At 69.7% G+C, this 25401-nt stretch carries 24 protein-coding genes and 1 pseudogene; 17 read left to right on the top strand and 8 right to left on the bottom strand.

Annotated elements, in window-relative coordinates; genetic code table 11:
• Nucleotides 1-61: 61 nt before the first annotated feature.
• The 5 genes from N4P33_RS00795 to N4P33_RS00775 all read left to right on the top strand — a co-directional run bounded on the left by N4P33_RS00795 (nucleotide 62) and on the right by N4P33_RS00775 (nucleotide 6849).
• A complete protein-coding gene (locus N4P33_RS00795) occupies nucleotides 62-847 on the top strand; it encodes an MFS transporter (RefSeq protein WP_260824203.1) in 786 nt (261 codons plus the stop codon).
• A 162-nt stretch (nucleotides 848-1009) separates the two neighbouring features.
• The gene (locus N4P33_RS00790) at nucleotides 1010-2395 is read left to right on the top strand and encodes a site-specific integrase (protein WP_260824234.1); all 1386 of its coding nucleotides are present in this window, start codon (nucleotides 1010-1012) and stop codon (nucleotides 2393-2395) included.
• Nucleotides 2395-4173 (top strand): hypothetical protein, encoded by a 1779-nt coding sequence (locus tag N4P33_RS00785; protein WP_260824202.1) that lies wholly within the window; start codon nucleotides 2395-2397, stop codon nucleotides 4171-4173. Before N4P33_RS00790 ends, N4P33_RS00785 begins: the two co-directional genes overlap by 1 nt.
• Nucleotides 4170-6350 carry a site-specific integrase gene (locus N4P33_RS00780; RefSeq protein ID WP_260824201.1) on the top strand — a complete coding sequence of 727 codons (2181 nt, stop codon included), beginning with the start codon at nucleotides 4170-4172 and terminating at the stop codon, nucleotides 6348-6350. The genes N4P33_RS00785 and N4P33_RS00780 overlap by 4 nt, the downstream gene beginning before the upstream one ends.
• A gap of 1 nt (nucleotide 6351) precedes the next feature.
• Nucleotides 6352-6849 (top strand): hypothetical protein, encoded by a 498-nt coding sequence (locus N4P33_RS00775; protein WP_260824200.1) that lies wholly within the window; start codon nucleotides 6352-6354, stop codon nucleotides 6847-6849.
• 627 nt (nucleotides 6850-7476) lie between these two features.
• Here the strand turns inward: N4P33_RS00775 and N4P33_RS00770 are convergent.
• The 7 genes from N4P33_RS00770 to N4P33_RS00740 all read right to left on the bottom strand — a co-directional run bounded on the left by N4P33_RS00770 (nucleotide 7477) and on the right by N4P33_RS00740 (nucleotide 13739).
• Nucleotides 7477-8871: a hypothetical protein gene (locus tag N4P33_RS00770; protein ID WP_260824199.1), complete on the bottom strand. Its 1395-nt coding sequence runs from the start codon at nucleotides 8869-8871 to the stop codon at nucleotides 7477-7479.
• The gene (locus N4P33_RS00765; RefSeq protein ID WP_260824198.1) at nucleotides 8868-9659 is read right to left on the bottom strand and encodes an alpha/beta fold hydrolase; all 792 of its coding nucleotides are present in this window, start codon (nucleotides 9657-9659) and stop codon (nucleotides 8868-8870) included. The genes N4P33_RS00770 and N4P33_RS00765 overlap by 4 nt, the downstream gene beginning before the upstream one ends.
• 68 nt (nucleotides 9660-9727) lie before the next feature.
• Nucleotides 9728-10348 carry a cation transporter gene (locus N4P33_RS00760; protein WP_260824197.1) on the bottom strand — a complete coding sequence of 207 codons (621 nt, stop codon included), beginning with the start codon at nucleotides 10346-10348 and terminating at the stop codon, nucleotides 9728-9730.
• Nucleotides 10345-10530, bottom strand: coding sequence for a hypothetical protein (locus N4P33_RS00755; RefSeq protein WP_260824196.1), 186 nt, complete (start codon nucleotides 10528-10530; stop codon nucleotides 10345-10347). The genes N4P33_RS00760 and N4P33_RS00755 overlap by 4 nt, the downstream gene beginning before the upstream one ends.
• 139 nt (nucleotides 10531-10669) lie before the next feature.
• A complete protein-coding gene (locus N4P33_RS00750; RefSeq protein ID WP_260824195.1) occupies nucleotides 10670-11389 on the bottom strand; it encodes a diguanylate cyclase in 720 nt (239 codons plus the stop codon).
• Between the two features lie 134 nt (nucleotides 11390-11523).
• The gene (locus N4P33_RS00745; RefSeq protein WP_260824194.1) at nucleotides 11524-12135 is read right to left on the bottom strand and encodes a class I SAM-dependent methyltransferase; all 612 of its coding nucleotides are present in this window, start codon (nucleotides 12133-12135) and stop codon (nucleotides 11524-11526) included.
• 80 nt (nucleotides 12136-12215) lie between these two features.
• Complete coding sequence (locus N4P33_RS00740; protein ID WP_260824193.1) at nucleotides 12216-13739, bottom strand: MFS transporter; 1524 nt, start codon at nucleotides 13737-13739, stop codon at nucleotides 12216-12218.
• Between the two features lie 88 nt (nucleotides 13740-13827).
• On the opposite strand from N4P33_RS00740, the gene N4P33_RS00735 reads away from it, so the two are divergent.
• From N4P33_RS00735 to N4P33_RS00725, 3 genes are read left to right on the top strand one after another with little or no spacing between them, the layout of a single operon-like run.
• Entirely contained in the window at nucleotides 13828-14205 is a 378-nt protein-coding gene (locus N4P33_RS00735) for a metalloregulator ArsR/SmtB family transcription factor (RefSeq protein WP_359659004.1), read from the top strand.
• Nucleotides 14205-16175, top strand: a complete 1971-nt coding sequence (locus tag N4P33_RS00730; RefSeq protein ID WP_260824191.1) for a cation-translocating P-type ATPase — start codon at nucleotides 14205-14207, stop codon at nucleotides 16173-16175. The genes N4P33_RS00735 and N4P33_RS00730 overlap by 1 nt, the downstream gene beginning before the upstream one ends.
• 5 nt (nucleotides 16176-16180) lie before the next feature.
• On the top strand, nucleotides 16181-16693 hold the full coding sequence (locus tag N4P33_RS00725; protein ID WP_260824190.1) for a signal peptidase II: 513 nt from the start codon (nucleotides 16181-16183) through the stop codon (nucleotides 16691-16693).
• A gap of 262 nt (nucleotides 16694-16955) precedes the next feature.
• Here N4P33_RS00725 and N4P33_RS00720 read toward each other — a convergent pair whose 3' ends face one another.
• The gene (locus N4P33_RS00720) at nucleotides 16956-17555 is read right to left on the bottom strand and encodes a DinB family protein (RefSeq protein WP_260824189.1); all 600 of its coding nucleotides are present in this window, start codon (nucleotides 17553-17555) and stop codon (nucleotides 16956-16958) included.
• A 360-nt stretch (nucleotides 17556-17915) separates the two neighbouring features.
• On the opposite strand from N4P33_RS00720, the gene N4P33_RS00715 reads away from it, so the two are divergent.
• The 9 genes and pseudogenes from N4P33_RS00715 to ccsB all read left to right on the top strand — a co-directional run bounded on the left by N4P33_RS00715 (nucleotide 17916) and on the right by ccsB (nucleotide 25359).
• Complete coding sequence (locus tag N4P33_RS00715; RefSeq protein WP_260824188.1) at nucleotides 17916-18593, top strand: DsbA family protein; 678 nt, start codon at nucleotides 17916-17918, stop codon at nucleotides 18591-18593.
• Nucleotides 18590-19234, top strand: a complete 645-nt coding sequence (locus tag N4P33_RS00710; protein ID WP_260824187.1) for a vitamin K epoxide reductase family protein — start codon at nucleotides 18590-18592, stop codon at nucleotides 19232-19234. The genes N4P33_RS00715 and N4P33_RS00710 overlap by 4 nt, the downstream gene beginning before the upstream one ends.
• Nucleotides 19235-19277: 43 nt before the next feature.
• Nucleotides 19278-19880: a TlpA disulfide reductase family protein gene (locus tag N4P33_RS00705; RefSeq protein WP_260824186.1), complete on the top strand. Its 603-nt coding sequence runs from the start codon at nucleotides 19278-19280 to the stop codon at nucleotides 19878-19880.
• 3 nt (nucleotides 19881-19883) lie between these two features.
• Entirely contained in the window at nucleotides 19884-20636 is a 753-nt protein-coding gene (locus N4P33_RS00700) for a cytochrome c biogenesis CcdA family protein (protein WP_260824185.1), read from the top strand.
• Nucleotides 20637-20712: 76 nt separating this feature from the next.
• Nucleotides 20713-21081: a metalloregulator ArsR/SmtB family transcription factor gene (locus N4P33_RS00695; RefSeq protein WP_260824184.1), complete on the top strand. Its 369-nt coding sequence runs from the start codon at nucleotides 20713-20715 to the stop codon at nucleotides 21079-21081.
• Nucleotides 21082-21123: 42 nt separating this feature from the next.
• Nucleotides 21124-21813: an SCO family protein gene (locus N4P33_RS00690; protein WP_260824183.1), complete on the top strand. Its 690-nt coding sequence runs from the start codon at nucleotides 21124-21126 to the stop codon at nucleotides 21811-21813.
• A 385-nt stretch (nucleotides 21814-22198) separates the two neighbouring features.
• Nucleotides 22199-22528 (top strand): annotated as a pseudogene (locus tag N4P33_RS00685) (apolipoprotein N-acyltransferase); the annotation flags it as partial.
• Between the two features lie 3 nt (nucleotides 22529-22531).
• A complete protein-coding gene (locus tag N4P33_RS00680) occupies nucleotides 22532-24268 on the top strand; it encodes a cytochrome c biogenesis protein ResB (protein ID WP_394854397.1) in 1737 nt (578 codons plus the stop codon).
• The gene (ccsB, locus tag N4P33_RS00675) at nucleotides 24265-25359 is read left to right on the top strand and encodes a c-type cytochrome biogenesis protein CcsB (RefSeq protein WP_260824182.1); all 1095 of its coding nucleotides are present in this window, start codon (nucleotides 24265-24267) and stop codon (nucleotides 25357-25359) included. Before N4P33_RS00680 ends, ccsB begins: the two co-directional genes overlap by 4 nt.
• Nucleotides 25360-25401 lie beyond the last annotated feature (42 nt).

Here is a 25401-nt window from a genome sequence, read left to right as displayed (position 1 = left end):
CACGATCACGCAGCCACGGTCGTGCCGGGCGTGCGCCCGACGGGAGCCGAGGGGGTACGTCATGTCCTCCCTGTGTGACCCCATCTCGTCGGCCGGAGGGACGTCGCTGTGGCGGCACCAGGACTTCCGTCGATACCTGACCGGCCAGGCCGCCAGCGTGGCCGGCAGCTCGATCAGCGCAATGGCCCTGCCCGTGCTGGCTGTCCTCGAACTGGATGCCAGCCCTGCCCAGGTTGCCTGGATCACGTTCATGGGCCAACTCCCGCCCGCTCTTCTGGCGTTGCACGCCGGAGCGCTGGCCGACCGGCGCTCCAAGCGGAAGCAGATGATCACCGGCGATCTGGTCAGCGCCGTCGTGCTGGCCAGCGTGCCCGCAGCGGCGGCGCTGGACAGACTGTCCCTGGCTCAGCTCATGGTGGTCGCTGCGGTGCAGGGTGCGGCAGGCGTGCTGCATGATGCCGCCGCCATCAGTCTCCTGCCCAGCTTGGTCGACCGGTCCCTGATCCAACGGAGCAACAGCCGTATCGGCGCCCTGTTCGCCGTCGCCGCCACCGCCGGCAGCAACCTCGGCGCCACCCTGACCGCGCTCCTCGGACCGGCCCGGGCACTGCTCGGTGACGTCGGCTCCTACCTCGTCAGCGCCTGGTGCACCGCCCGTATCCAGACGCGTGAGACCACCCGGGCGCGGGCAGGAAGCCACCGTCTGCACGCCGAGATCGGTGAGGGCCTGCGGTACGTACGCCGTGACCACCGGCTGCGCACGCTGACCCTGGTCAACGCGACCACCTCGGCCGCCCTGGCACTCCTCAACACCCTGTGGGCCCTGTACCTGCTTGTTCCCGCTTAACGACGGTGTTGCTTACCTTCTGATGTACCGCTTGACCTGCTCGTTTGTTTGTTGCAGTCAGCCGGGTTGCATTGATACTCATCGGCCATGCACCAATCGACGTACTCATCAGCAGGCTGGAAGTCCTGGGGACTTGTGTTCAGGCCGGCGATCCCGGAGGGGATGCCGTTACTGTTCGACGACGACCTTCTCTTCGAAGACAGCAGCGGTGTCCGTCCCACCACCGTGATCAACTGCTGGGCCTGCGAGCTGCCAGCGAATGGATGCCCATCTCCAAATTCGTGGCCCTACTACGTGCGTACGGTGCGTGAGTGGCTGGAGTTCATATCCGGGCACGGGGTCGCCCTGTTCGACACGCGGCGTCGTCTGAAGGCGGCGTTGGGCGCGTACTCCGTCTATCGGGCCCAGGGCCCCATCGAGCATCGTTTCGAGGCGTCCACGTGGAACCAGAACATGGCGATTCTGGCGGGGTTCTACAAGTGGGCGAAGGATGAGGAGTACGCCGACTCCGAGCCGTTCACGTACCGGCAGGCGGTCTGGGCCTTCAAGGGACAAGTCCGTCGCGGACAGGTAAACCAGTCACGGCGGCGCCAGGCGAAGCCTCATGTGACGATCAAGTATCTCGACGACGACTTCACGGACATGTTCCTGAAGGGGTTGGCGGGCTTGAGTCCCGACGGCGAGCGAGATCTTCGTTATCGAGGACGGGAGTTGGCCCGGAACTCGGCGGTCGGTCGAATGATCGTCTCCAGCGGACTACGCAGTCAGGAGTACACGTATCTGCTGGTCTGCGAGGTGCCCCTGCTTCCCTCGCGACGGACTGCGGTGCCGGTCTCTTTCCCGGTCCCGTCCGGGATTACCAAGGGAAGCAAGTACCGCGAATCGTGGATCGATTACGACTCGCTGGCTGAGCTGCACTCCTACATCGCCCTCGACCGAGCAGCGGCGACGTTCGGATCGTCGTGGCGTCCGCCGGCCCGCTGGGGCGAGCCGCTGTTCGTGACGGACGCCGACCAGCGGGGCGGACGCGTCAACGGGGTCCGTGTGCAATGGAGCTCACTCGGCCCTGACGAGCGGCGGCGTCTGGTCGCTCCGGAGGGGGGTTCGATGTTGCTGTCAGTGTGGGGCCAGGGACGCCCGTTCACCGGATGGTCCACGGTCTTCGCCAGAACCTCCGACCGCATCCGCGAGCGATACGAGCCACGCTTCCCGCACGTCAACCCCCACCGGCTACGACACACCATGGCCATGGCGACCATGGCACGGCTGATGCGCGGCTGGTACGAGCAGGCTGCTCGACAGATTCGCGACACCGATGACGATGCCGCCCTGGCGCACTACCTGCGGACCCAGGAACCGCTGCTGATTCTGCGCGATCTGCTCGGACATACCAGCTCACTGACCACGGAATCGTACCTCCACCGTCTGGACGTGCTCCGCCTGTTCACGTCCCTGTATCGACGGGTCGGCAAGGAGTACGGGCTGCTGAACGAGGACGTCGAGCTGGAGCTCGAGACTGAGTTCAACGACGAACCGGCGGTGGTCTGATGCCGGCCACCGTCACTTTTGACCCGCTGGGTGTGCACTGCATCTTCAGCGATGGGTCGGAGTACCGCCGTCGCCTACGCGTGCGGCGGCCAGTGGAGCTCCCGGGGCTGGCACGCACTCTGCTGGAAGGCGCTACGGACCTTGTCCATCCGCACGGGCAGGTCGACAGTGCGGGAGGCTTCGATCTCTACCTCACGGCCGTCCGCGGCTTCACCGACTGGCTGGTCGAGTTCGGGTTCTCCGGCGGGGCCTCCGACCTGACGCGCGCGCTCCTCGCCCGGTACTGGCGGCAAGGGGTGCGATCCTCGCAGGAGAGCGCGCTGCGGGCGATGTTGCGCTGCGCGGATGACCAGGATCAGATTCTGGCGCCGGATGTGCGCGCGTTCGTCGATGGCCGGCTGTTCAACACAGGCGAGCGGTACGGCTCGCACCAGCCGTACAGCGAGGCCGAATGGGCTCGGCTCATCCGTACCTGCCGGGACGAGGTCGATGGCGCCTTCCGCGCGTTCTGCGCGGCCCGTGATCACGCTTCGTCAGCTGACGGTCCAGGGGCTTCGCTCCGTGAGCGCACTGCCCATCACTGGCTGGTGCTTCACGACGGGCCCGACCCGCTCGTCACCGAGATGGCAGACCGCGGCTCGTTCCCCTTCCGGCAGAGATACGGGGGCGGTCTTCGCGCGGTCCTGGATCCGCTGATCCCGACCCTGGACGTGATCATCGCCTATCAGCTGCTGTTCGGCGCCTACACCGGGATCGTGCCGGACGGGATCGCGGACCTGGGACTCGACGACATCGAGTGGGCGGGTGACGAGAAGATCCTCCTCAGCTACGTCAAGGGCCGCACTGCGGCAGAGAGCCTTGCTCTGTCACGTCAGGCCACTCGCCTGCTGGAACAGTGGATCGAGCACTCTGCGGTGGCCCGCCGCTTCGCGCCCGAGGAACTGCGCGACAAGCTCTGGGTGCGTTTCACGCCGGGCGGCACGCGGTCAGGAGAGCGATGGCTGGCCAAGCCGGCCACGCGCCTGTCCATATGCGCTTGGGTCGAGCGGCGCCAAGCCGTCGACGAGGACGGGCGCCCCACGCAGATGACTGGCGACGACGGTCGCCCCCTGTTCCTTCACCGGCACCGCATCCGCACTACCCACGATGCGCTGAAGGACCGGTCACACTGGCGCGGCAGCCGCCGGTCCACGCTGGATCCGAACCGGTCCCCCGGCGTCGAGGGGGACCACTACCTGACGAACACGACGCCGGCTCAGCGCGAGGCGGCTGAGGACATCATCGCCCAGGCGCAGGAGGACCTCGTTCGCCGGGCGCTGCCGCCCTTGGTGCTGGCCACCGCTGAAATGGCCGACCTGGTGGAGAACTACCCCGAGCACATGAAGCGGCTCGGCCTGGATGACAACGCCTTGGCGCAGCTCCTGTCCGGGGAACGCGACGTATTCACCGCGGCATGTGGAGATCAGCTGTCGGGGCTCCACGGGCCGAAGGGCAAGCCCTGTCCGGCACGCCCGTGGGTGTGCCTGCTGTGTCCGCTGGCCTTGTTCGCCCCTCGCCATCTGCCGAACCTGCTGCGGCTACGGGCGTTCTTCTCCCGCCAGTGGCAGCAGATGACCACCGCCGAGTTCATTCCCGTCTTCGGCCCGTACGCCCACCGTCTGGACGAGATCCTGACCCCTGACCGGTACTTCCCTGAGCACGCGCTACGGGCAGCCACTGCCGAGGTCACCGATTCCGATGGCGAGCTTCCCCTGCGCCCTGAGGAGCACACCATATGACCACCCCGCACCGGCCCACGGGCCTCCCGGCTGCCTTTTCGCGTTCCGTCTTTCGAGGCGAAGACGTATGCGCTGCGGCCGGTCTGCCGGTCCACGGCGCGGGCCCGCATCCGCACTTCGACGACGCTATCTGGGACTTCACCGGTGTCATCGGGATGCCGCGGTACCTTGCACGGCACGCGCGGATCCTGTCCTTCACCGAGATCCTCAACCCTCAATGGAGGGAACTCGCGAAGGAGTTCATCTTCGCCCGGCTCGCACCGGACCACCGCGCTGTGCGGGAACTTGCCCACGCCTACCGAACACCCGTGCAGATAGCCACGGTGCACGGGCGGCTGACCGTGCTCGCCGGCTGGCTCAACTGGCTCACCGAACAGGGCGTGGACAATCTCGCGGAGGTAACCCAGCAGCACTGTGCTGCCTACCTGGAACTTCGCAAGAAGGTACGGGACAAGCACGGCGTCGTGATCCGCGACAGCAGCCCCGGCTACCGCATGGACGTAGTGGCGGTCATCCAGGAGCTGGGCTACTACATGGAACTGTTCGCAGCCGACGGCTATGTGCCGGCCTTCCGTCCGTGGGGGCGACGCACGGCGTACTCCGTCGCCGGGATGGTCCGTAGGACGGGCAACACGACACCGCCCTTGAGTAACGACGTCTTCCAACCGCTCGTCGCGGCGGCCCTGTACGTGGTGGAGGTGCTGGCGCCGCACGTCGTGGAGCTGCAGCAGCAGTTGCAGGAGATGGTTCCGAACCGGCCGGGCCGCAACAACCGGGAGCGTCCGGTCTGGAGGGTCGAGGTCGTGCAGGCCATCGACCGCCACATACAGGAGGGCGATCCGTTCGATGTCGCCCTTGATCACGTCGTAGCCGAGCGGCTGGCGGACGGCTGGGCTCCGGACGATCCGCTGCTACGGGTGAACCTGATCTCCCTCGCCCACGAGACTGGACGGCACGCCTTCCACTACACGTGGCTGCCCACGCTGCGCGGCCACCTGGAGAAGGCCGTCAGAGAAGTCGGCCTGTCCAAACGCTGGGGCCGTGCGTCCGCCCTGGTCGAACGCGCGGACGGACGGGGCAGTGTCCCCTGGACCTTGCCGATGAACACCACCGAGGCCCGGCTGCAGCTCTCCCGGGCCCGCACAGCCTGCCTCATCGCGCTCGCCGCACTGACCGGAATGCGGAAGAGCGAACTGGCTGAGCTGACCCACGACTGCCGCCTGCCTCCCGAACAGCTCGGCGAGGGCCGCGTCCGCTACCGCCTGAAGGGCAAGGTCATCAAGGGGCGGAAGGTGGGTGGTGAACACGATCAGTGGGTGACCATCAAGCAGGCGTACGACACTGCCGGCGTAGCCGCCTCGCTCGCTGACCCGGTGAAGAACGACGGTCACCTGTTCAAGTCGCTCTCCTTCTTCACTCCGTACGAATGGTTCCTGAGCTGGGTCAATGGCCCAGAGGGCCGTCGCCTTGGGCTGGCGCCGATCCCCGAGGTGCCGGTCAGTCTGCGGATGCTACGGAGAACCCTCGCGGTGGAAATGGCGCACCGGCCCGGTGGTTTGCTGGCCGCCAAGATCCATCTCAAGCATATTTCGGTGGTCACCACGGAGGGCTATGCGGACCGCCCCGGTGGGGCCCAGTCGGTGCTGATGGCCGAGTTCGGCCAAGAGGAGCGAGAGCACAAGATGCGCGTCGCCCTGGACGCATTTCACGACTACCAGAACGGTATCCGGCCTGCGGGGCCTGGCGCCAGCGACCTCCTGGACTTCTTCGCGTTCGTCGACGAACAGCTGGATTCCTCCGGGGCGCCGAACATCAAGCGCAGTGACCAGGAGGTGACGAACCTGCTCGCCAAGCGGGCCAAGTCCCTACACCTGGGGCCGGCAAACTACTGCTGGTTCCTCGATCCGTCCAAGGCGTTGTGCCTCAAGCTCGCAGGGGCCCACGCCCGCGGGGCGACAGAGCCCTTGATCGGCATGTGCGATTCGGCGCGGTGCCCCCAGGCCACCCATCATGCCGGGCACCGCCCGGTGTGGGCGGCCAGCGCCGAGAGCAAGAAGGTCTTCATCGCCTCCATCGGGCGCGCTCAGCGGACGGAGAAGGCCCGGCTGGGTACGGAACTCGCCCGCGATGAACGGGTGCTGGCCGAGATCGACGCCCTCTGCGGAACGGGGGCATGACGTGGCCCGCATCAGCGACGAGACCCGGCGGAACAACGAGGCGGCCATTCGGCACGTCATGGACCGGCTCCTTGCCGGTGACGTTCCCTCGGGCGGCAAGTGCGACATCAAGACCCTCGCGACCCAGGCCGGGGTTGCCCGCACCGGCTTCTATCCCAAGAAGAACCGCGACGGCTCGCCGCGGCCTGGCACCTACCAACACTTGGCGGAGGAGTTCGAGCGCCGGTTGACCGAGCTTCGGGAAACGGGCGTGATTCCGGACCCGCGGGCGGCACAGATCGAGCGCCTCAAAGAACAGGTCTCCGGGCTGAAGGAACGCCTCGCCGCGCGTGACGAGCAGATCGGCGGTCTCACTGACTTCAGGCAGCGGGCTCTGTCGCAGATCGCCGCCCAGAGGATGGAGATCGAGCGGCTTCGCGACGTCTTGGCTGCGCCGTCGAATGTCCGTGCGCTGCCGAACAGTTCGGGAGCGAGCGCGCCGTACGGATCGTGTAGCTGAGCGCAATCGTGTGCCGGGGCGGCTGCCCGGCCGATAGAAGCCGGGCAGCCGCCCCCTGGTGTTGATCTGGGGATCTACTCGTCTCGACGAGGACGCGCGCTGTCGCCTACCGCGTCCCGGGTTGTCACCAGCCGATGGTCAGGCGGGTCTCGGGACGGGTGACGCGGAGACCGGGTGCGAGATAGTCGTGGGTGTGGCAGGGGGGTAGGGGGTGACGACGGGCTGCTCGGGCCTCTCCTGGTTCCAGTGGCGCAGGAGGTCGCCTGCCTGGCCGAGGGGCTTGCTGCTGTCCGGGCCGTGCGCGATGAGGCGTGGGCGGACAAGGAGAGCCACGCGCCTGCGGTGCCCTTCAGTTACAAGGAAGCCGTGTCGATGTACGGGGACCATGTGCGGACCCGACGAGTCAACGAGGCCCGTCGGCGCACTCCGAAGCGCCATGTCACGATCCGCTACTTCGACCCCGAATTCGCCGCTCCAGCTGCGGAATCACGTCGAACCCGGGTCAGGCGCCGTAGATCTGTGGATCGGTGCTCACAGACCCCTCGTGGGTGGCATACCCGATCGCCTGACGGTTGCGGCGAGAGTTCCGGAGAACTCGATCGGAGCGATCCCGGCACCACCCACCGTTCACTTCGCCGGGTGCCAGTCGATGTCGTCCCAGGCGCCGAGTGTCGCGGCGGTGCTGGCGGTGTCGAGCGGCAGTGGCATGGGGTAGCGGGTGCGGATCTTGGTCAGCTCTCGGTGCGAGCGGACAAGGCTGGCGAAGTCGCGGGGGTATGCGGTGGCGTTCACGCCGGTCAGGACACCGATTTTGCGGGCGCGGGCGGCGGTGCGCCGCCAGTCCTGCGCGCTGGCCAGGCCGATGGAGTCGGTGCCGTGGTTGAACAGCAGGATCCGGATTTCGTCGTACGGGTAGGTGGTGTCCAGGTATGTCTCAAGGCCGGTGCGGAAAGCCTCGGTGCCGAAGACGGACCAGTACGGTACGGAGCCGGTGCGCAGCGCCTGCCAGGGGTCGAGCAGGAGGAACGACTCGACCAGGAGCCGGTCGGTGGGCAGGCCGCGGTCGGCGTACCAGGAGCGGTAGAGGTCGGCGATGGCGGGGCTGAGCCGTCCCGGTGTGTCGAAGCGCAGTACGTCCAGGTCGAGCCGCTGCCGCTCGGCGAAGGCGGAGAGGTCGTTCAGCAGCGCGGGTTCCAGGCCCCATTCGGCCTCGGGGCTCTCGCCGTCGGGGGCGGGCGGGTCCCAGTGACGTACCGGGGCGCCGTAGCGGGTGAGGAGGTCGGTGACGCGGGGGCCGCCCCGGTGGTATTCCTCGGGTGTGGCGTCGCCGAGGGCGCCGAACTGGAACACGTACCGGTCGTCGATCCTGGTGGTGGGCCAGCGCAGTGTGCAGTCGACGGCGACGAGGGTGCCGCCGGGGGCCAGGTGGTCGTGGATGAATCGACGGTACGCCTCGGGCAGTCGGCGCCATTTGACGCGGAAGTACGTCATTCCGGCGATCATGAGACGGTCCTGGTTGGGGTCGTGCATGTGGTGCAGGACGAGGTCCGGGTTGGCGGCCAGCAGGGCTCGGCCGGCACCGCTGACGGCGGCCAGGTCGCTGCGCGGGTCGTCCGGTGCGACACCACGGCGGCGCACGGGCAGCAGCAGCGTCTGTGGCAGCCACGGCGCGTCGAGGGCCGCGGCCAGGTGGACCAAGGCGCCGTTGGCGGATCCGATGAAGATCACCGGGTAGCGGCGCTGGGGGTAGTGGCCGGTGACCCAGGCGGCCAGCGCCTCGGAGCGTACGTCGCCGGCCTTGCGCCGCGGGATGGCCTCGGCCCAGCCGCTGGCCGCGTACGCCCGCTCCTGGGCTGCGCTCGGCAGCCGGTTCAGGGCGCCGAGCAGGCCGGACAGCGGCAGCTCGAAGGCGGCGGGGACCTGGCCGATGCCCGGGGTGTCCCGGCCGGCGAGGAAACGGGACAGGGCGCGCAGCGTCCCGCTGGAGGAGTCGAATGCCGCAACCGCCCGGGACGCCTTCACCGCGCTGCCCTCCGCTCCCGCGACCGCGTCTTGTCACCACCGCCGAGGGCCGCGCCTTCAGCGGCGAGGAAATCGCTGACGAGACCGGCCAGCTCATGCGGCTGCCGGTAGGGCACCATGTGGCCGGCGTCCGGTACCACGGCCAGCCGGCCCGCGGGCAGCAGCCGGGTCACCTCCTCCGCCCACTCCTGGGAGACCAGCCGGTCGTCGGCTCCGCGGACCACCAGCGTGGGCACACAGACGTGCGGCAGCTTGTCCTCGATGCGGTCGCGCAGAGACTCGGCGAACGCACCGGCAACGCGGCGCACGCCGGCGTCGCGGTAGTCGGCCAGGTTCAGCAGTGCCATCGAGGCCCGCTCGTGGGGCGAGTTGCGAAGCCAGCGCATCAGCTGGCGCACAAAGCCGCGGGCCGCGGAGTCGACGGTCCGCCCCACCAGCACCAGCCCGGCGACCCGGTCCGGATGCCGGACGGCGGCGTCGACGGCCACCTGACAGCCGAAGGACCCACCGAGGAGCACCACCCGGTCCAGGTCGACGGCGGCCTGCCACTGAGCGACCGCGTCGGCCAGCGCCCGCAACCCCAGCGGACGCGGAGGTCCGCTGCTGGCACCGAACCCGGGCAGATCGACACTCCACACGTCGTGACGACGGCCGAGCACCCTGATGAACGGCTGGAACTCCCGGCTGGAGACTCCGGCACCGTGAACGCACACCACCGACGGTCTCGCCCCCGAAGCCCGCCAGGCCACCATCGGCCGGCCGCTCACCACCGCCGTGATCCGTTGCACGGTCCCTCCCTACCCGGATTCCCACGCCCGCCGATCAGCCACCCGTGTCAACCAGGGGAAGGCCCTCGTCACGGACTCGCGACGGGCTCGGAGTCCCTTTCACTTGCTTCTTCCCAGGCTTCGCGGCCGGACCAGGCGGCGAGGACGGCAACCACCAGGGCCACCGCCGGATCGGCCCACCACCAGCCCAGTGCGGCGTTGAGGCCCAGCCCGGCGAGTACGGTGATCGACAGAGCGTTGGACATCCACGTCTCGGTCGACTGCGCCACGAGGACAGGGTTGTCCAGGGCGCGTCCGATGCGGCGCTGGCTCACCGCGATGGGCGTCATCACGATCAGCGCGACCACGTTGAGCACAATGCCGATCAGGGACTCGCCCGCCTTGTCCTGTGTGACCAGGTCGCGGATCGATTCGAAGGCCACATAGGCGGCCAGGGCGTAGAAGGTGAGCGCGATCAGCCGCAGCGCCCGTCCTTGCCGAGCGCGTGGTCCGGCGCGGAGCTGCCAGATCACCACGGAGGCGGCGAAGACCTCGATGGCCGAGTCGATGCCGAATCCGACCAGGGCGATCGAGTCGGCCACCAGCCCGGCCGTGACCGCGACGACGCCTTCGATCACGTCCCAGACCACGATGAACCACGCGAGGGCCAGCCCGCGCCGAACGAGGGTATGGTCACGGCCTTCGGTCATGTCCGGTCCTCCGCAGGGGTGTCCAGGTCCCGTGCGATCGCGCCTCGGCTGCTCAGCACGTCAGCGCCGTGGTGCGCCGCGGCCTCCGCGCCCAGCGAGCGCCGCAGGTCCTCGTGTTCGACGGGCTGCCGCCGGGCGAGGCGGACCACGGCGGCGGTGTCCGGTGCGCGCAGCTTCGTCATGCGTCCCCTGGTGCCCCAGCTGTCATCGATGAAACCCGATGACAGCGAGGAACGCCGGGATGGGATTGTGGCCTGCCGCGCGTGACCCGTTCGGTTCATCAGCCGCCCCGAGGGGGCGGGGGCAGATCGGCCATTGCGCTCACCCGTCGCGGTGCTCGGCGTCGCCGGTCCGCGGCGGACCGGCCGCCCTCCCGTCGGTCGTGGGCTGTGCCTTCAGGGTGGGGCGGGCACGCCAACAGCGGTACATCTCCTCGGCGTAGGGCAGGGCGCCGAAGATGACGAAGGCGCCCAGCAGCCCGGCGCGTGCGCGCGGCGGCAGTGGGTCGCGGCTCTTGAGGCGGAGCCGGAAGTCGGGGCGCTGCTGACGGCCGGTCAGTGCGCGGGCCTGGTCCCAGTGCAGTACCGCCAGCAGGCTGGTGGCCATCAGCGGTACGACCTCCAGCAGGCTGTGGATGTGCTGCTCGACCGGGGCGATACGGCGCCGCTTGTCGGCGTAGCGGACGTCCCAGGCCGCCGTGGCGCTGTGCGCGCCGAGCGCACCGGCGCTGGTGGCCAGGACGCCGGCGTTGACCTCGCACAGTAGTCCGAGGGCGACCGGTACGCCGGCCTCGGCCAGCATCAGCGAGTGCATCAGCGATTCGCGGGGGCCTGCGGTGGTCTCGATGCGGGTGCGCTTGTGCTGGTACCAGTCAGCGACCCCGGCACCCAGCCACAGCGGCATCACCGCACCGAGCAGCCAGCGGCGCGCGGCGGTCTCCGCACCCAGCGAGCGCCGCAGGTCGCGGGGCCGGAGGGGTCCCCGGCGAGCGAGACGGAGCAACGTGGCGCGGTCGGGGGCGCGTAGTTTCATCGTCGTCATGCGTCCCCCAGTGCCCCCGCTGTCATCGGCGAAACGCGATGACAGCGGGGATCGCCGGGATGGCGCAAAGGGCCCTATACACCGCCCTGCGCTGTGCGGGGCTGGTGTCACCTCGCTGCGGCAGCGGGCTGGTCTCAGCCGCGCTCGGCCACGCCGAGCAGGTAGTCGCCACCGGTGCGGGTGCGCCACTGCTCGCCGAATTCCAGCTGGTGGCGGGATAGTTCGGCCAGGAACTCGCCCGCGGTGAAGCGGTCCTTGGTGGGGTGGTCGAACAGGGCGCGGTAGGTGGGGCGGGCCAGTGCGGTCGCGGTGACCTCCTCGAAGTAGAACCGGCCGCCGGGCTTGAGGACCCGGGCGGCCTCGGCGACGGCATCCCGCCAGGCGGGGATGTGGTGGATGATGCCGAAGTCGAACACGGCGTCGTAGGTGCCGTCGTCGGCATCGAAGGCGGCGCGCAGGTCGGTGGCGTCGCCGACCGCCAACCGGACCCGGCCGTCGTAACGGGCCAGACGGCGGCGGGCCCGTTCGATCATGGCGGGGTCCAGGTCGACGGCGTCGACGGTGGCTGCGCCGAAGACATCCAGGATCAGCCGTGTGCCGTACCCGGAGCCGCAGCCGATCTCCGCGACGTGTGCGCCGAGCGTCCGCCCGCCGAGCCGGGCCAGCAGTGGCGCCTCGTACAGGCGCTGTAGCCACCGGCGTGGCGGGCTGTTCACCAGCAGGGTCTCGGCTCGGTTCATGAGCATGTGCATTTCTCCAGCTCTTGTCGGTCCGGGGCACTGCGGGCCGCTGCCCGCCCCGCGGCGTTCCGGGTCTCACGGTCGGGTCACGCCAGGCTGTGTTCCGCGGGGGTGTCGGCACTCGGGGCGGGGCGGCCGCGCAGGAACGCCGCGGTCAGTGCGGCGCTGAGCAGTGCGATGGCGGCGGTGGCGAGCAGGACGAGGGTCATTCCGTGGACGTAGGCGTCCTTCGCCGAGTCGGCCAGCGCGGGCAGGTTCAGGCGTTCGGCGACGGCCAGGGCCCCGGCGACGGAGTCACGGGCGGCGTCGGCGGCCGGGACAGGCAGTTGGGATGGCGTGGCCAGCTTGTCGGTGTAGCCCTGGGCGAGCAGGCTGCCGAGCACCGCCACCCCGAGGGCACCCCCGGCCTGGCGCAGGGTCATGGTGATGGCGGTACCGGATCCTGACCGCTCGGGCGGCAGCGCCCCCAGGACTGCCTCCATCGCAGGCGACAGCGCCATGCCGATGCCCAGGCCCACCACGGCCAGCCAGCCCGCCACGAAGCCGTATCCGGTGTCCACGTCGGTGGCCGCGCCGACGGCCAGGCCCCCGGCCAGCACCAGCAGCCCGACGGTGACCGGGAGGCGGTATCCGGTCCGGGCGGCCAGTTTTTCTCCCGCCGGGGCGCCCACCACCAGGCCGCCGATCAGGGGCAGCAGCCGCAGGCCGGTCCCGAGCGCGTCGTAGCCCTGGACCAGCTGCAGGTACTGGGGCACCACGAAGAGCAGGCCGAGCATGCCGAAGGTGACCAGGACGCCGGCCAGGCTGCCCCACAGGAACTGGGCCCGGCGAAACAGCCGCAGGTCGATCATCGGCTGGGGGGTGCGCAGTTCCCACCGTACGAAGAGGGCGAGCAGCACGAGACCCACCGCGAGGGTGCCCAGTACCAAGGGCTCGCCCCAGCCGCGGCCGGGGGCCTCGATCAGCCCGTAGACCAGGGCCACCAGTCCGGCCGTGGAGAGCAGTCCGCCGGGTACGTCCGGGCGGGGCGGAGCCGGGTCGCGGGACTCGGGCAGCAGCAGGGCGATCGCGACCATGGCGATCGCGACCACCGGCACGTTGATCAGGAAGATCGAGCCCCACCAGTAGTGCTGCAGCAGGTATCCGCCGATGATCGGGCCGAGGGGGATGCCCACGCCCAGGCCCATCACCAGTACCGAGACCGCCCGGCCGCGCTCGTGGGGTGCGAAGAGCACCGCGAGCACGGCGAACGCGATCGGCAGCAGGATGGCCCCGCCGACGCCCATGAGCGCGCGGGCGGCGATGACCACCCCGGCAGAATCGGCCCAGGCCGCGAGGGCCGACGCGAGGGCGAACACCAGCAGGCCGATCTGGATGAGCCTTTTGCGGCCGTAGCGGTCGCCGAGCGCGCCGCAGGCCAGCATCAGACCGGCCAGCACCAGCACATAGGCGTTGACCATCCACTGCAGCGCGTCGGTGCCCACCGACAGCTCGGTGGCGATCGTGGGCAGCGCCACGTTCATGATCGTGATGTCGAAGCCCAGGGTCAGCACCCCCACCCCGAGCGCCGCCAGCGCCCACCAGCGCCGTGTGTCCTGTGACTGCGTCATTGCAACCTCCCCGAACAGGAGCGGGATTCCCCGCTGTCATCGGACTTGACCGATCAGTTAGCGATTACGCTATCATCGGCACATGGCGATGAATAGTGGGGGCGCGGCCACCGAACCGCGCGTCGAGTTGGGGGCCGCGGCTGCGCTGTTCCGCGGTCTGGCGGATCCCACGCGGCTGGCGATCATGCGGCGGCTGGCCGCCGGTGAGGCACGGGTGGTGGACCTGTGCAGCGAGCTGCACCTGGCGCAGTCGACGGTCTCCTCGCACCTGGCGTGCCTGCGGGACTGCGCTCTGATCGACTCCCGGCCCGAGGGCCGCGCCTCGTGGTACTTCCTGGCGCGCCCCGAACTGCTGGAGCTGCTGTCCGCCGCCGAGGGGCTGCTGGCCGCGACCGGCGAAGCCGTTGAGCTGTGCCCGAACTACGGCCGTCCTGCGGCCGGTACTGAGAACGAAGGGATCGCGTAATGGGTGACGCGTGCGGATGCAGCGGCGACGAGCCGCGCACCGGGGAAGAGGCCGAGGAGTCGGCTCCGGAACGGCTGTGGCAGGTCAGTGAGCTCCAGTGGGCCGCCGTGGCCGGAGTCTTCCTGCTGGCCGGCTTCATCACCTCGCTGGCCGGCGGGCCGGAGTCGGTAGAACTCGGCCTGAACGCCCTCGCACTGGCCGCAGGTGCCTGGACGTTCGTCCCCGGCACGCTGCGCCGCCTGGCCAAGGGCAAGATCGGCGTCGGCACGCTGATGACGATCGCCGCCGTCGGCGCGGTCATCCTCGGCGAGGTCGAAGAGGCGGCCATGCTGGCCTTCCTCTACTCCATCAGCGAGGGCCTGGAGGAGTACTCCCTGGCCCGCACCCGCCGCGGGCTGCGCGCGCTGCTGAACCTGGTCCCGAACGAAGCCACCGTGCTGCGCGACGGCGCCCAGGTCACCATCGACCCGGCCACCCTCACCATCGGCGACATACTCCTCGTCAAGCCGGGCGAGCGCCTGGCCACCGACGGCACGATCCGCACCGGCCGCTCGGCGCTGGACGTCTCCGCGCTGACCGGCGAGTCCGTGCCGGTGGAGGCCGGTGAGGGCGACCAGGTGTACGCCGGTTCGATCAACGGCAACGGCGTCCTCGAGGTCGAGGTCACCGCCACCGCCGCGGACAACTCCCTCGCCCGGATCGTGAAGATAGTCGAGGCGGAGCAGTCCCGTAAGGGCGCCGCCCAGCGTCTCGCCGACAAGATCGCAAAGCCGCTGGTGCCCGGCATCATGATCCTCGCCGCGGTCATCGCCGTCACCGGCAGCGTGTTCGGTGAGCCCCGCACCTGGATCGAACGCGCCCTGGTGGTGCTGGTCGCGGCCTCGCCGTGCGCGCTGGCCATCTCCGTGCCCGTCAGCGTGGTCGCCGCGATCGGCGCGGCCAGCAAGCTCGGCGTCCTGGTCAAGGGCGGCGCCGCCCTGGAGAGCCTGGGCCGGATCCGCGCGGTGGCGCTGGACAAGACCGGCACCCTGACCCGCAACGAGCCCAAGGTCGTCCAGGTCGCCGCCACCGACGGCCAGAGCCGCGAGCAGGTGCTGCGCATCGCCGCCGCCCTGGAGGCGCGCAGCGAGCACCCGCTTGCCCGCGCGATCCTGGCCGCCGTACCCGAACACGAGCAGGCCGCCGACGTGGAAGCCGTCACCGGCGCCGGCCTGACCGGCACCCTCGACGGCCGCTCCGCACGCCTGGGCCGGCCCGGCTGGATCGACGCAGGTCCCCTCGCCGATGACGTCGCCGCCATGCAGGCCGCCGGAGCCACCGCGGTCCTGGTCGAGTACGACGGGGCGTTGATCGGAGCCGTCGCGGTCCGCGACGAACTGCGCGCCGAGGCCGCCGAGGTCGTCGCCCGGCTCAAGGCCGCCGGCTACCAGGTGGCGATGCTCACCGGCGACAACGAGCGCACCGCTGCCGCCCTGGCCGCCCAGGCCGGCATCACCGAGGTCCACGCCGACCTGCGCCCGGAGGACAAGTCCACCCTGGTGCGCGGCATGCGCGAGCAGCGCCCCACCGCCATGGTCGGCGACGGCGTCAACGACGCCCCCGCGCTGGCCACCGCCGACATCGGTATCGCGATGGGCGCGATGGGCACCGACGTGGCCATCGAAACCGCCGACGTGGCCCTCATGGGTGAGGACCTGCGCCACCTTCCCCAGGCCCTGGACCACGCCCGCCGCTCCCGCGCGATCATGCTGCAGAACGTCGGCCTGTCCCTGGCCCTGATCGGCGCACTGATACCGCTGGCCGCCTTCGGCGTCCTGGGACTGGCCGCGGTCGTGGCCGTCCACGAACTCGCCGAGATCGTCGTCATCGGCAACGGCGTACGCGCCGGCCGCGCCAAGCCGCTGCCGCCTGCGCCCGCCGCCGCCAAGTCGGCCGCCAAGCAGGCGGTTCCCGAGACCGCGGGAGTGTAAAGGGCATGGCCCAGTCCACCACCACGGTGCGACGCCCCGCCACGCGGCGGCGCGTGACCTTCCTGGTCACCGCCGCCGCGCTGGCCGGCTTCGACCTGTCCGCGAAAGCCTGGGCCCAGTCCAACCTGGCCGGCAACCCCCTCGAGGGCGGCCTGTTGGACCTGCGCCTGGCCTACAACCCCGGGGTCGCCTTCAGCTTCGCCGCCGAGGCCCCGGCCTGGGTCGTCATCGCGGTCACCGCCGCCATCACCCTCGCGGTGGCCGTCTACGGCTGGCGCACCGCCGCCACCAGTGGCCGCGCTCTGACCCTGGCCATCGGCGCGATCCTCGGCGGGGCCACCGCCAACCTGATCGACCGCGCAGGCGACAAGGTGGTCACCGACTACCTGCACACCGGCTGGTGGCCCACCTTCAACCTCGCCGACGTCTTCATCGTCTGCGGCGGCATCGCCGTCGTCGTCCTGTCCTGGCGCCACCCCGGCCAAGACCGCGACGCCGCCCCGGCGGCCGCCGACTGAGTGGTTCAGGAGGCCGGTCTCACCCCTGGACCACTCAGTCCCGCCTCCCAGTCGATCGCTCACCCGAGACGCGTCGGTTGCCCGCCGCTGGGGGCGGCGGGGGACCGGCCGGCCTGATCTAGCGGACGTTGACGAACCCGGGGTTCGAGTAGAACCAGTTGACGAACACGGGGCTCGAGTAGAACCAGAGGTCGTCCCAGGGGTTCTCCAGCACGCTCATCGCACCGAAAACGCGGCGGCAGCACAGGGGAACCGGCGAGCGTCAGGGCTCAGGGGTCAGCGTCAGCTGTTGGCGATGGAAGTCGAAGTGCTGGGTGGGGTAGCGGTAGAGGTCCGCGACGGTCATGACGTCGCGGAAGAACGGATCCCAGCGAGTGGGGTAGTGCATGGCGAGCGCGAGGTCGGTCTCCCGCTCGGCGTCGAGGCGCCGGTGCAGGTCAGCGATCACCCGGTCGAACGCCTTGCCCATGCGTCGGCGGCCAAGGACCTTCGCACCACCGAGCGGGCCGAGATAGTTGATGACGTCGAAGGGTTTGGTCCCGGCATTCAGGAGCCGGGCGAAGGTTCGGCTGACACCGCGGGGTAGGTGGCCGAAGATCCGCAGCAGGCGCAACAGCGGCCGGATCAGTATGTAACCGAAGAGCATGTGGAACAGCAGCTGCTGATTGGTCCACCGTGTACCGTTCGTGCGCCGACCCAAATCGGCCCCGTCAGCGGTGTTGAGCAGCCCGTGGAACGTCCTACGGGCCCGCTCCATCTCTTCGTGGATGGCCTGGCGATCGGCTGGTGACTCGCTCATTGGATCCGCCTGTTCTCCGCCTGTTGCCGAGCGCACCCATCCCTGCCCTCTGACGACGGCCACAGACCCTCCCCCAGTAGAACATCCAGGCTCCACGCCGTTTAGAGGCGCGCTGCGGCGGTGGGTGTCAGGGCGCCCCGTTCGAGCCGGGTGCCCGCGCACGGCACAGCTGTCGGCTACCCGGCGCAACGCAGTATCGGGGGTTACGAGCATGCGCGTGTTGGTGGTCGAGGACGCCGCGCACGGCACAGGACGGTACGCCGACCGGGTGACACGGCGGCGGGAAGTTCTCCTGCCCACCACCCGGTGGCGGAGCCCATTCCAACGTCCGTTAGTGTGTCGATGCGTCGCGGGGGGACCGCCGGGGTGACCCGAGGTGCGGCGCGTCCGCCCGTACTCCTGCCGCTGTCCGGTTGAGGCCCCATGACGAAGAACCTGAAGATCTCCCTGGCCCTGGTTGTCATCGCCATGGCTGTCGTCGCCGCGCTGCTGGCGGCCAACCGCACGCCTGATGTCTCAACTGGCGCCTCGGCCCAGGCAGACGCCGGACAGGGCAGGGCCGCGCCCGCTTCGGTGCTGGTCCGCTCCGACAGTCACCGGCTGTCGACGGCGAAGGACGGCAAGGTGACGGTCGTGGAGTTCCTGGACCTGGAGTGCGAGTCGTGCCGGGCCGCCTTCCCGCACGTGGAGCAGCTGCGCAAGGAGTACGCGGGCCGGGTCACGTTCGTGATGCGCTACTTCCCGATCCCCAGCCACAAGAACGCCGAGCTGGCCGCGCGTGCGGTGGAGGCCGCCGCCAAGCAGGGCAAGCTGGAAGCGATGTACCAGAAGATGTACGAGACCCAGGAGAGCTGGGGGGATCAGCAGGTCTCGCACGAGAAGACCTTCCGCGGCTTCGCCAAGGAGCTCGGGCTGGACATGAAGAAGTTCGAGGCGGACTGGAAGGACCCGGCCACCGCGAAGCGGGTCGAGAAGGACCGCCAGGACGGTCTCGCGCTCGGGGTGCAGGGCACGCCGACGTTCTTCGTCAACGGCCAAAGGCCGCAGATCCAGTCGGTGGACGACTTCAGGGCGGCCATCGACGCGGAGCTGGCCAGGTGAGTGTCACCGTCGCGTCCGCCCGGTCGCAGGCTGGGGGTGTCGAGGGCACTGGGGCGGTGGGGCAGCGCATGCTGGCTGTGGTGCTCACCGTCGGCGGGGCGGTCGGTTTCCTGGCCGCCTTCACGTTGGCGGTGGAGAAGATCGCCCTGCTGAAGGACCCGTCCTACAGCCCGTCGTGCAGCATCAACCCGGTGCTCAGCTGCGGTTCGGTGATGACCACGCCGCAGGCGGAGGTGTTCGGCTTCCCCAACCCGCTGCTGGGCATCGCCGGGTTCGCGGTGGTGACCGCGCTGGGGATGGTGCTGCTGACCGGGGCGGTCCTGCCGCGCTGGTTCTGGTGGGGGCTGGAGGCCGCAGTCGTCTTCGGAGTGGTCTTCGTCCACTGGTTGATCTTCCAGAGCCTGTACCGGATCGGCGCGCTGTGCCCGTACTGCATGGTCGTGTGGACCGTGATGATCCCCGTCTTCTGGTACACCACCGTGCACATCCTCACCCGCGGCTATCTGCCCGTGCCGGACCGGGTGCGCCAGTGGGCGACGGCTGCGGCCGGCTACCACGGAGTGGTGCTCACCGCCTGGTACGTGCTCATCGCCGTGCTGATCCTTGAGCGGTTCTGGCTGTACTGGACCACGCTCGTCTAACCCCCTCTTCCGGCTCCCGTCACACCGAAGGCTCGACGTAACGATGAGATCCACTCCTGCCGAAGCTGGTGCACGGATACCGCGCCGCGCCGCCGTCCTCGCCCTCGGCCTTGCCGTGCTGACCGCCGCGGGCTGCGCCACGCAGAGCAATGGCGCCCCGTCCTCGGCGGACAAGGCAGCCGACCGGCAGCTGCTGCAGATCCCGGCCGCCGACCGGCAGGCCGCGCCCGATCTGCGGGGCGAGACCCTCACCGGTGAGCAGACCGCGCTGGCCGACTACCGCGGCAAGATCGTGGTCATCAACGTGTGGGGCTCATGGTGCGCGCCCTGCCGGGCCGAGGCACCGCACCTGCAGAAGGTCTTCGAGGACACCCGCGACCAGGGCGTCGCGTTCTTGGGCATCAACACCCGGGACGCCACGAAGACCAACGCGCTGAACTTCGAGAAGGGCTTCGGCATCACCTATCCCAGCCTGTGGGATCCGGCCGGGCGGCAGCTGCTGAAGTTCAAGGGGACCATCTCGCCCTCCGCGATCCCCAGCACGGTCGTCATCGACGCCAAGGGCCGGATCGCCGCCCGCGCGCTGAAGGCGCTGAGTGAGACCGAGCTGCGCAAGCTGATCGACCCGCTGCTGAAGGAGGGCTGAGCCATGGTGATGGCCGCGGGCTTGGAGACCACGGTGCTGACCGGCTCGCTGCTGCTGGCGCTGCCGATCGCGGCGCTGGCCGGAGCCGTCTCCTTCTTCTCCCCCTGCGTGCTGCCGCTGGTGCCCGGCTACCTGTCCTACGTCACCGGGATGAGCGGGGCGGACCTGGCCGAGGCACGACGCGGGCGCATCCTGGCCGGCACACTGCTGTTCCTCGCCGGATTCACGGCCGTGTTCGTCTCCTTCGGCGCCGCGTTCGGCTACGCGGGCAACACCCTGCTCGAATACCAGGACCTGCTCATCCGTGTCCTGGGCGGCGCGACCATCGTGATGGGCCTGTCCTTCATGGGTGTCCTGCCCGGCATGAGCCGGGAGTGGCGGCTGCACCGCCGACCGGCGGCCGGCCTGGCCGGCGCCCCGATGCTGGGCGTGCTGTTCGGACTGGGCTGGACCCCGTGCATCGGCCCCACCCTGGCCGCCGTCCAGGCCCTGGCCTTCACCGAAGCCAGCGCCGGCCGCGGGGCGGTGCTGACCGTCGCCTACTGCGCGGGCCTGGGCCTGCCCTTCCTGGCCGCCGGTCTGGCCTTCCGCAAGGCGCTGGGCGTCTTCGCCTGGGTCAAGTCCCACTACCAGTGGGTGATGCGCATCGGCGGCTCCATGATGATCGCCACCGGCCTGCTCATGGTCACCGGCGTGTGGAGCTACCTGATCAGCCAGATGCAGTCCTGGTCCGCCGGCTTCACCGTCGGCATCTGACACCCCCGCCCAACCCCGCGATCCGACACCAGGTGAAGCGCGGGCAGCACATGACAACGAGTGAAGGAAGTTTGTGGTGAGTGTGGAACGGCCGGATTCCTGTGACCTGCTGTGCCTGGACCTGCCGGTGGCCGAGGAGATCCGCGCCCGTATGCCTCAGCTGCCCGGCCTGGAGCAGGCCGCCGCCGCGGCCAAGGCGCTGGCCGATCCGACCCGCCTGGGCGTGGCCGCCGCCCTGGCCGAGGGAGGAGAGCTGTGTGTGTGCGACGTTTCCTGGGTGGTCGGCCAGGCGCAGAACCTGGTCTCTCACCACCTGCGGCAGCTGCGCACGGCCGGGCTTGCCACCTCGCGTCGGGACGGCCGCCTGGTCATGTACGGGCTCACCGACCGCGGCCGCCACCTGCTGCAGACCCTGCTCGGCACCACTGCGGCCGAGCCCGCCTGAAACCCGGCCACCGCAGTCGAAGAACGATCGGAAGCACCTCTGATGAACCCGCCAACTGCATGGCGCCAGCGGGCCGCAGTGGCCGCCGTGGCCATGGCCGCCGCAGTGACGCTGGCCGCGTGCGGCTCCACCGGCCCGGCCGCCTCCAGCCAGGATGCTGCCGTTTCCCGGTCCGCTGATGATTCCCTCTACCAGGGCAGCGAGCTTGAGGCGCCCTACTTCAGCAAGCCGGACCTGGTGCTCACCGACACCACCGGCAAACCGTTCGACCTGCGCAAGAAGACCGCGGGGCGGGCTGTGCTGTTGTTCTTCGGCTACACCAACTGCCCCGACGTGTGCCCCACCACCCTCGGCGACATCGCCCTGGCGCTGAAGGAACAGCCCAAGGATGTTCGCGACAAGACCGACGTCGTGTTCGTCACCACCGACCCGGAGCGCGACACTCCGAAGGCGCTGGGCAAATGGCTGGCCGCCTTCGACCACAACTTCATCGGGCTGAGCGGCGACCTGGAAAAGATCAAGGCGGCCGCTCGTCCGCTCGGCATCAGCGTCGAGGACCCCACCAAGCACCACGACGGCAGCGTCACCTCCTCCCACGGCGGCCAGGTCGTGGCCTTCCTGCCCACGGACGACAAAGCGCACGTGGTGTACCTGACCAACACCCCGCTTAAGTCCTTCGCGCACGACCTGCCGCTGCTCGCCCAGGGCAAGCAGACGGACGCGGCACGATGACGACCACCTCAACCGCCCCCTGCGAGCGGCCGGGCGGCACCGTATGACCGTCCCTTGCACCTCTGCCAGCAGGCAGATCCGCTCAGGTACCGCCGGGCCCTCACCCACCGGAGGCCCGCGCCGACTGGGAGGGCTGCTCCGCCCGGCCCAGGCCGCAGGGTCCGGGTTGCTGCTCTATGCCAGCGTCCTCCCGGTGGCCCCTGTGGTGGCTGGCGCCCGTGGCGTTGGCGCTCCTTGCCTCCAGCGTCCGGAGTTGGCGGGGCGAGACCGCACAGGGCGACCGCGAAACCGACCAGCGGAGTGCCGCCCACGGCGGCCGGCGGCAGGATCCACCCTTCGGTCTGTCAGAACGCCACCTTGCCTCAGGAGGATCCGCCGAACGGCCTTCGGCCGCACTGAGATGACCTACCAGCAGCTGGCCATGTCCCGGCTGCGGGCCGTCGAGCACAGCCGTACCGTTCTCGTCCCCGTCACCAGCGGGGTCAGTGCCGTCATCCTCCCCGACGGCACCGTGCCCCAGCGCACCGGCCAGTTCGTCCCGGCCGCGCTGGTCGCCCAGGTCCCTCGACGCTCTTCGCTCACACCGGCCACACGGCTCGGTCCGCTCCCCGAGGCTGCCCTTGCCACCGCCGCCCTGGCCGCCGTGACCATCCGTGCGGCACGCGACCGCATCACCACTCGCCGGCGCACTGCCGGTGCAAACGCTGGGAACTGATCAATGTCCAAGACCACGATGCCCCCGCCCGGCACGGCCGGTGAATCGCCAGAGAACTCCCCGAATTCTGCAGCGGCCGAGGAGCCGGCCCTCGGGGCCGCCGGTGCTCAGCTGTCCACGGCCCCGTTGGAGGACGGCGGCATCCCGGCGCTGGGCCTGGTCGGCTGGGCGCGCTGGTGCTGGCGACAGCTCACCTCGATGCGCGTCGCGCTGATCCTGCTGTTCCTGCTCTCGCTCGCCTCGATCCCCGGATCGCTGATGCCGCAACGCGGCACCGACCCGGCGAAGGTGGACCAGTACAAGGCTGACCACGACATCCTCGGGCCGATCGCCGAGAAGCTGCAGCTCTTCAACGTCTACGGCTCGGTGTGGTTCTCGGCGATCTACATCCTGCTGTTCATCTCCCTCATCGGCTGCATCGTGCCCCGCTCCTGGCAGTTCGTCGGGCAGCTGCGAGGACGGCCGCCGGCTGCGCCGCGAAACCTGACCCGCCTGCCCGCGCACACCACATGGCGCACCGAGGCCGAACCCGAGCAGGTCCTGGAGGCGGCGCGCCGGCTGCTCAGGGCCAGGCGCTACCGGACGCGCGCCGAAGGGGAGGCGGTGGCCTGTGAGAAGGGCTATCTGAGGGAGGCGGGCAACCTCGTCTTCCACATATCGCTGATCGTCATGCTCGTCGCTTTCGCCACCGGCCAGTTGTGGAACTCCGAGGGCGGCAAGCTGGTCGTGGAAGGCGACGGCTTCTCCAACACCCTCAGCCAGTACGACGACCTGAAATCCGGGGCGCTCTTCGACCGCGAGAAGCTGCCTCCGTTCGGATTCACGCTGAAGGGGTTCGATGCGACCTACGAGCGCACCGGCCCGCAGAAGGGCACCCCGCGCACCTTTCGCGCCCGTGTGTCCTACTGGGAAGGCGCCGACGGAAAGCCGCGCTCCCGCACCATCACCGTCAACCACCCGCTCGAAGTCGGCGGGTCGAAGGTCTACCTGCTCGGACACGGCTACGCCCCCGTCGTCACGGTCAAGGACGGTCAGGGCACGATCGCCTACCAGGGACCCGTCGCCTTCCTTCCGCAGGACAGCAACGTCACCTCCCTCGGCGTGATCAAGGTCCCGAACTACCGGGACGCCAAGGGAAAGAAGGACCAACTGGGCTTCCAGGGCGTGTTCGTGCCGACGTTCGGTGGCGCGGGCTCGGGCTCGATGTTCTCGCAGTTCCCCGCCCTGGACTATCCGGTCATGGCGTTGACGGCCTACCGGGGCGACTTGGGTCTGGATTCAGGGCTGCCGCAGAACGTCTACCAGCTCGACCTGAAGAACATGAAGCAGTTCACGGACGCCAAGGGGCAGAAGTTCAGGAAGATGTTGCGGCCGGGCGAGAGGATGACCCTGCCGGGCGGTGCGGGCACCTTGAGCTTCGACGGCGTCAAGGAATGGGCCACCTTCCAGGTCTCCCACCGTCCCGGCAACGGCCTGGCCCTGGCCGGCGCCCTCGCGGCGCTGATGGGCCTGTCGGCGTCGCTGTTCATCCAGCGCCGCCGGATCTGGGTGAAGGCCACCTTGGGCGAGGACGGCACCACCGTCGTCGAGATCGCGGGCCTGGGCCGCAGCGAGTGGTCCAGGCTCCCTGAGGAAGTCGCCGCTGTGGCCCTCGCCCTGCGACCCGACGCCCCCGCCCTGCCCGCAGCCCAGGACTCCACTCCCGCCTCTGCCGACCCCGCACAAGGAGCGCGCCCGTGAACATCGCTGCCGCAGCCAACGAGGACATGGCCTCCATCAGCAACGTACTGATCTATTCGGCGATGGCGGTCTACACCCTCGCCTTCCTCGCACACATCACGGAATGGGTCTTCGGCAGCCGCAGCAAGGTCGGCCGGACCGCCGCCGCCCTCACCCCGCACACGGTCACGGCCCCACCTGCGGCGGTCACCGTCACGGCCACCCGGAAGGCCGGCGGCACCACTGTGCTGGAACGAGCCGAGGTCACCACCCGCTCCGCCACCGGCAGCCGCGACGTGCCCGACGGTCCCGGAGCCGCGGCCGGCGACGAGAAGGGGGAGCTGTACGGACGGATCGCGATCTCCCTGACCGTGCTGGCGTTCCTGGTCCACCTGGGCGGCGTGGTGGCCCGCACCCTGTCGGTGCAGCGCGCCCCGTGGGGCAACATGTACGAGTTCTCCACCACCTTCTCTCTGGTCGCCGTCGGCGGTTACCTCCTCTTTCTCGCCCTCGGCAAGAACATCCGCTGGATCGGGCTGCCGCTGGTCACCTCCGTCCTCCTCGACCTCGGTCTCGCCGTGACGGTCCTGTACACCGACAGTGACCAGCTCGTTCCCGCGCTGCACTCCTACTGGCTGTGGATCCACGTCTCCTGCGCGATCATCTCCGGCGCGATGTTCTACCTCGGCGCTCTCGCCACGGTCCTCTACCTCTTCCGGGACCGGTACGAGACCAAGCTCGCCTCCCCGCAGGGCAAGCAGCCGGGTCCGGCTGCCTCCTCCATCCTGGGACGCCTGCCCGCGGCGGCCAGCCTGGACAAGTTCGCCTACCGCATCAACGCGGTCATCTTCCCGCTGTGGACGTTCACGATCATCGCGGGCGCGATCTGGGCCGAGGCCGCCTGGGGCCGCTACTGGGGCTGGGACCCCAAGGAGACCTGGTCCTTCATCACCTGGGTCGCCTACGCCTGCTACCTCCACGCCCGCGCCACCGCCGGCTGGAAGGGCCGCAAGGCCGCCTACCTCGTCCTGATCGCCTTCGCCTGCTTCATCTTCAACTACTACGGCGTCAATATGTTCATCACCGGCCTGCACTCCTACGCCGGCGTCTGACGTCGCTCCAGCGCCGCAGTGGGGCGCTCTTTGCGACCCTCG

The sequence above is a fragment of the Streptomyces sp. 15-116A genome, from assembly GCF_025290915.1.
Lineage (GTDB): Bacteria > Actinomycetota > Actinomycetes > Streptomycetales > Streptomycetaceae > Streptomyces.
The sequence above is the reverse complement of the archived record's forward strand: the minus strand, read 5'-3'. Positions and strand labels throughout refer to the sequence as shown.

What these genes read in the sequence shown, in the direction of transcription:
- N4P33_RS00795 (WP_260824203.1), top strand. Translation starts at nt 62, where the DNA reads ATGTCCTCCCTGTGTGACCCCATCTCGTCGGCCGGAGGGACGTCGCTG.
- N4P33_RS00790 (WP_260824234.1), top strand. Translation starts at nt 1,010, where the DNA reads ATGCCGTTACTGTTCGACGACGACCTTCTCTTCGAAGACAGCAGCGGT.
- N4P33_RS00785 (WP_260824202.1), top strand. Translation starts at nt 2,395, where the DNA reads ATGCCGGCCACCGTCACTTTTGACCCGCTGGGTGTGCACTGCATCTTC.
- N4P33_RS00780 (WP_260824201.1), top strand. Translation starts at nt 4,170, where the DNA reads ATGACCACCCCGCACCGGCCCACGGGCCTCCCGGCTGCCTTTTCGCGT.
- N4P33_RS00760 (WP_260824197.1), bottom strand. Translation starts at nt 10,348, where the DNA reads ATGACCGAAGGCCGTGACCATACCCTCGTTCGGCGCGGGCTGGCCCTC.
- N4P33_RS00755 (WP_260824196.1), bottom strand. Translation starts at nt 10,530, where the DNA reads ATGACGAAGCTGCGCGCACCGGACACCGCCGCCGTGGTCCGCCTCGCC.
- N4P33_RS00750 (WP_260824195.1), bottom strand. Translation starts at nt 11,389, where the DNA reads ATGACGACGATGAAACTACGCGCCCCCGACCGCGCCACGTTGCTCCGT.
- N4P33_RS00745 (WP_260824194.1), bottom strand. Translation starts at nt 12,135, where the DNA reads ATGCTCATGAACCGAGCCGAGACCCTGCTGGTGAACAGCCCGCCACGC.
- N4P33_RS00740 (WP_260824193.1), bottom strand. Translation starts at nt 13,739, where the DNA reads ATGACGCAGTCACAGGACACACGGCGCTGGTGGGCGCTGGCGGCGCTC.
- N4P33_RS00735 (WP_359659004.1), top strand. Translation starts at nt 13,828, where the DNA reads ATGAATAGTGGGGGCGCGGCCACCGAACCGCGCGTCGAGTTGGGGGCC.
- N4P33_RS00730 (WP_260824191.1), top strand. Translation starts at nt 14,205, where the DNA reads ATGGGTGACGCGTGCGGATGCAGCGGCGACGAGCCGCGCACCGGGGAA.
- N4P33_RS00725 (WP_260824190.1), top strand. Translation starts at nt 16,181, where the DNA reads ATGGCCCAGTCCACCACCACGGTGCGACGCCCCGCCACGCGGCGGCGC.
- N4P33_RS00715 (WP_260824188.1), top strand. Translation starts at nt 17,916, where the DNA reads ATGACGAAGAACCTGAAGATCTCCCTGGCCCTGGTTGTCATCGCCATG.
- N4P33_RS00705 (WP_260824186.1), top strand. Translation starts at nt 19,278, where the DNA reads ATGAGATCCACTCCTGCCGAAGCTGGTGCACGGATACCGCGCCGCGCC.
- N4P33_RS00700 (WP_260824185.1), top strand. Translation starts at nt 19,884, where the DNA reads ATGGTGATGGCCGCGGGCTTGGAGACCACGGTGCTGACCGGCTCGCTG.
- N4P33_RS00690 (WP_260824183.1), top strand. Translation starts at nt 21,124, where the DNA reads ATGAACCCGCCAACTGCATGGCGCCAGCGGGCCGCAGTGGCCGCCGTG.
- N4P33_RS00680 (WP_394854397.1), top strand. Translation starts at nt 22,532, where the DNA reads ATGTCCAAGACCACGATGCCCCCGCCCGGCACGGCCGGTGAATCGCCA.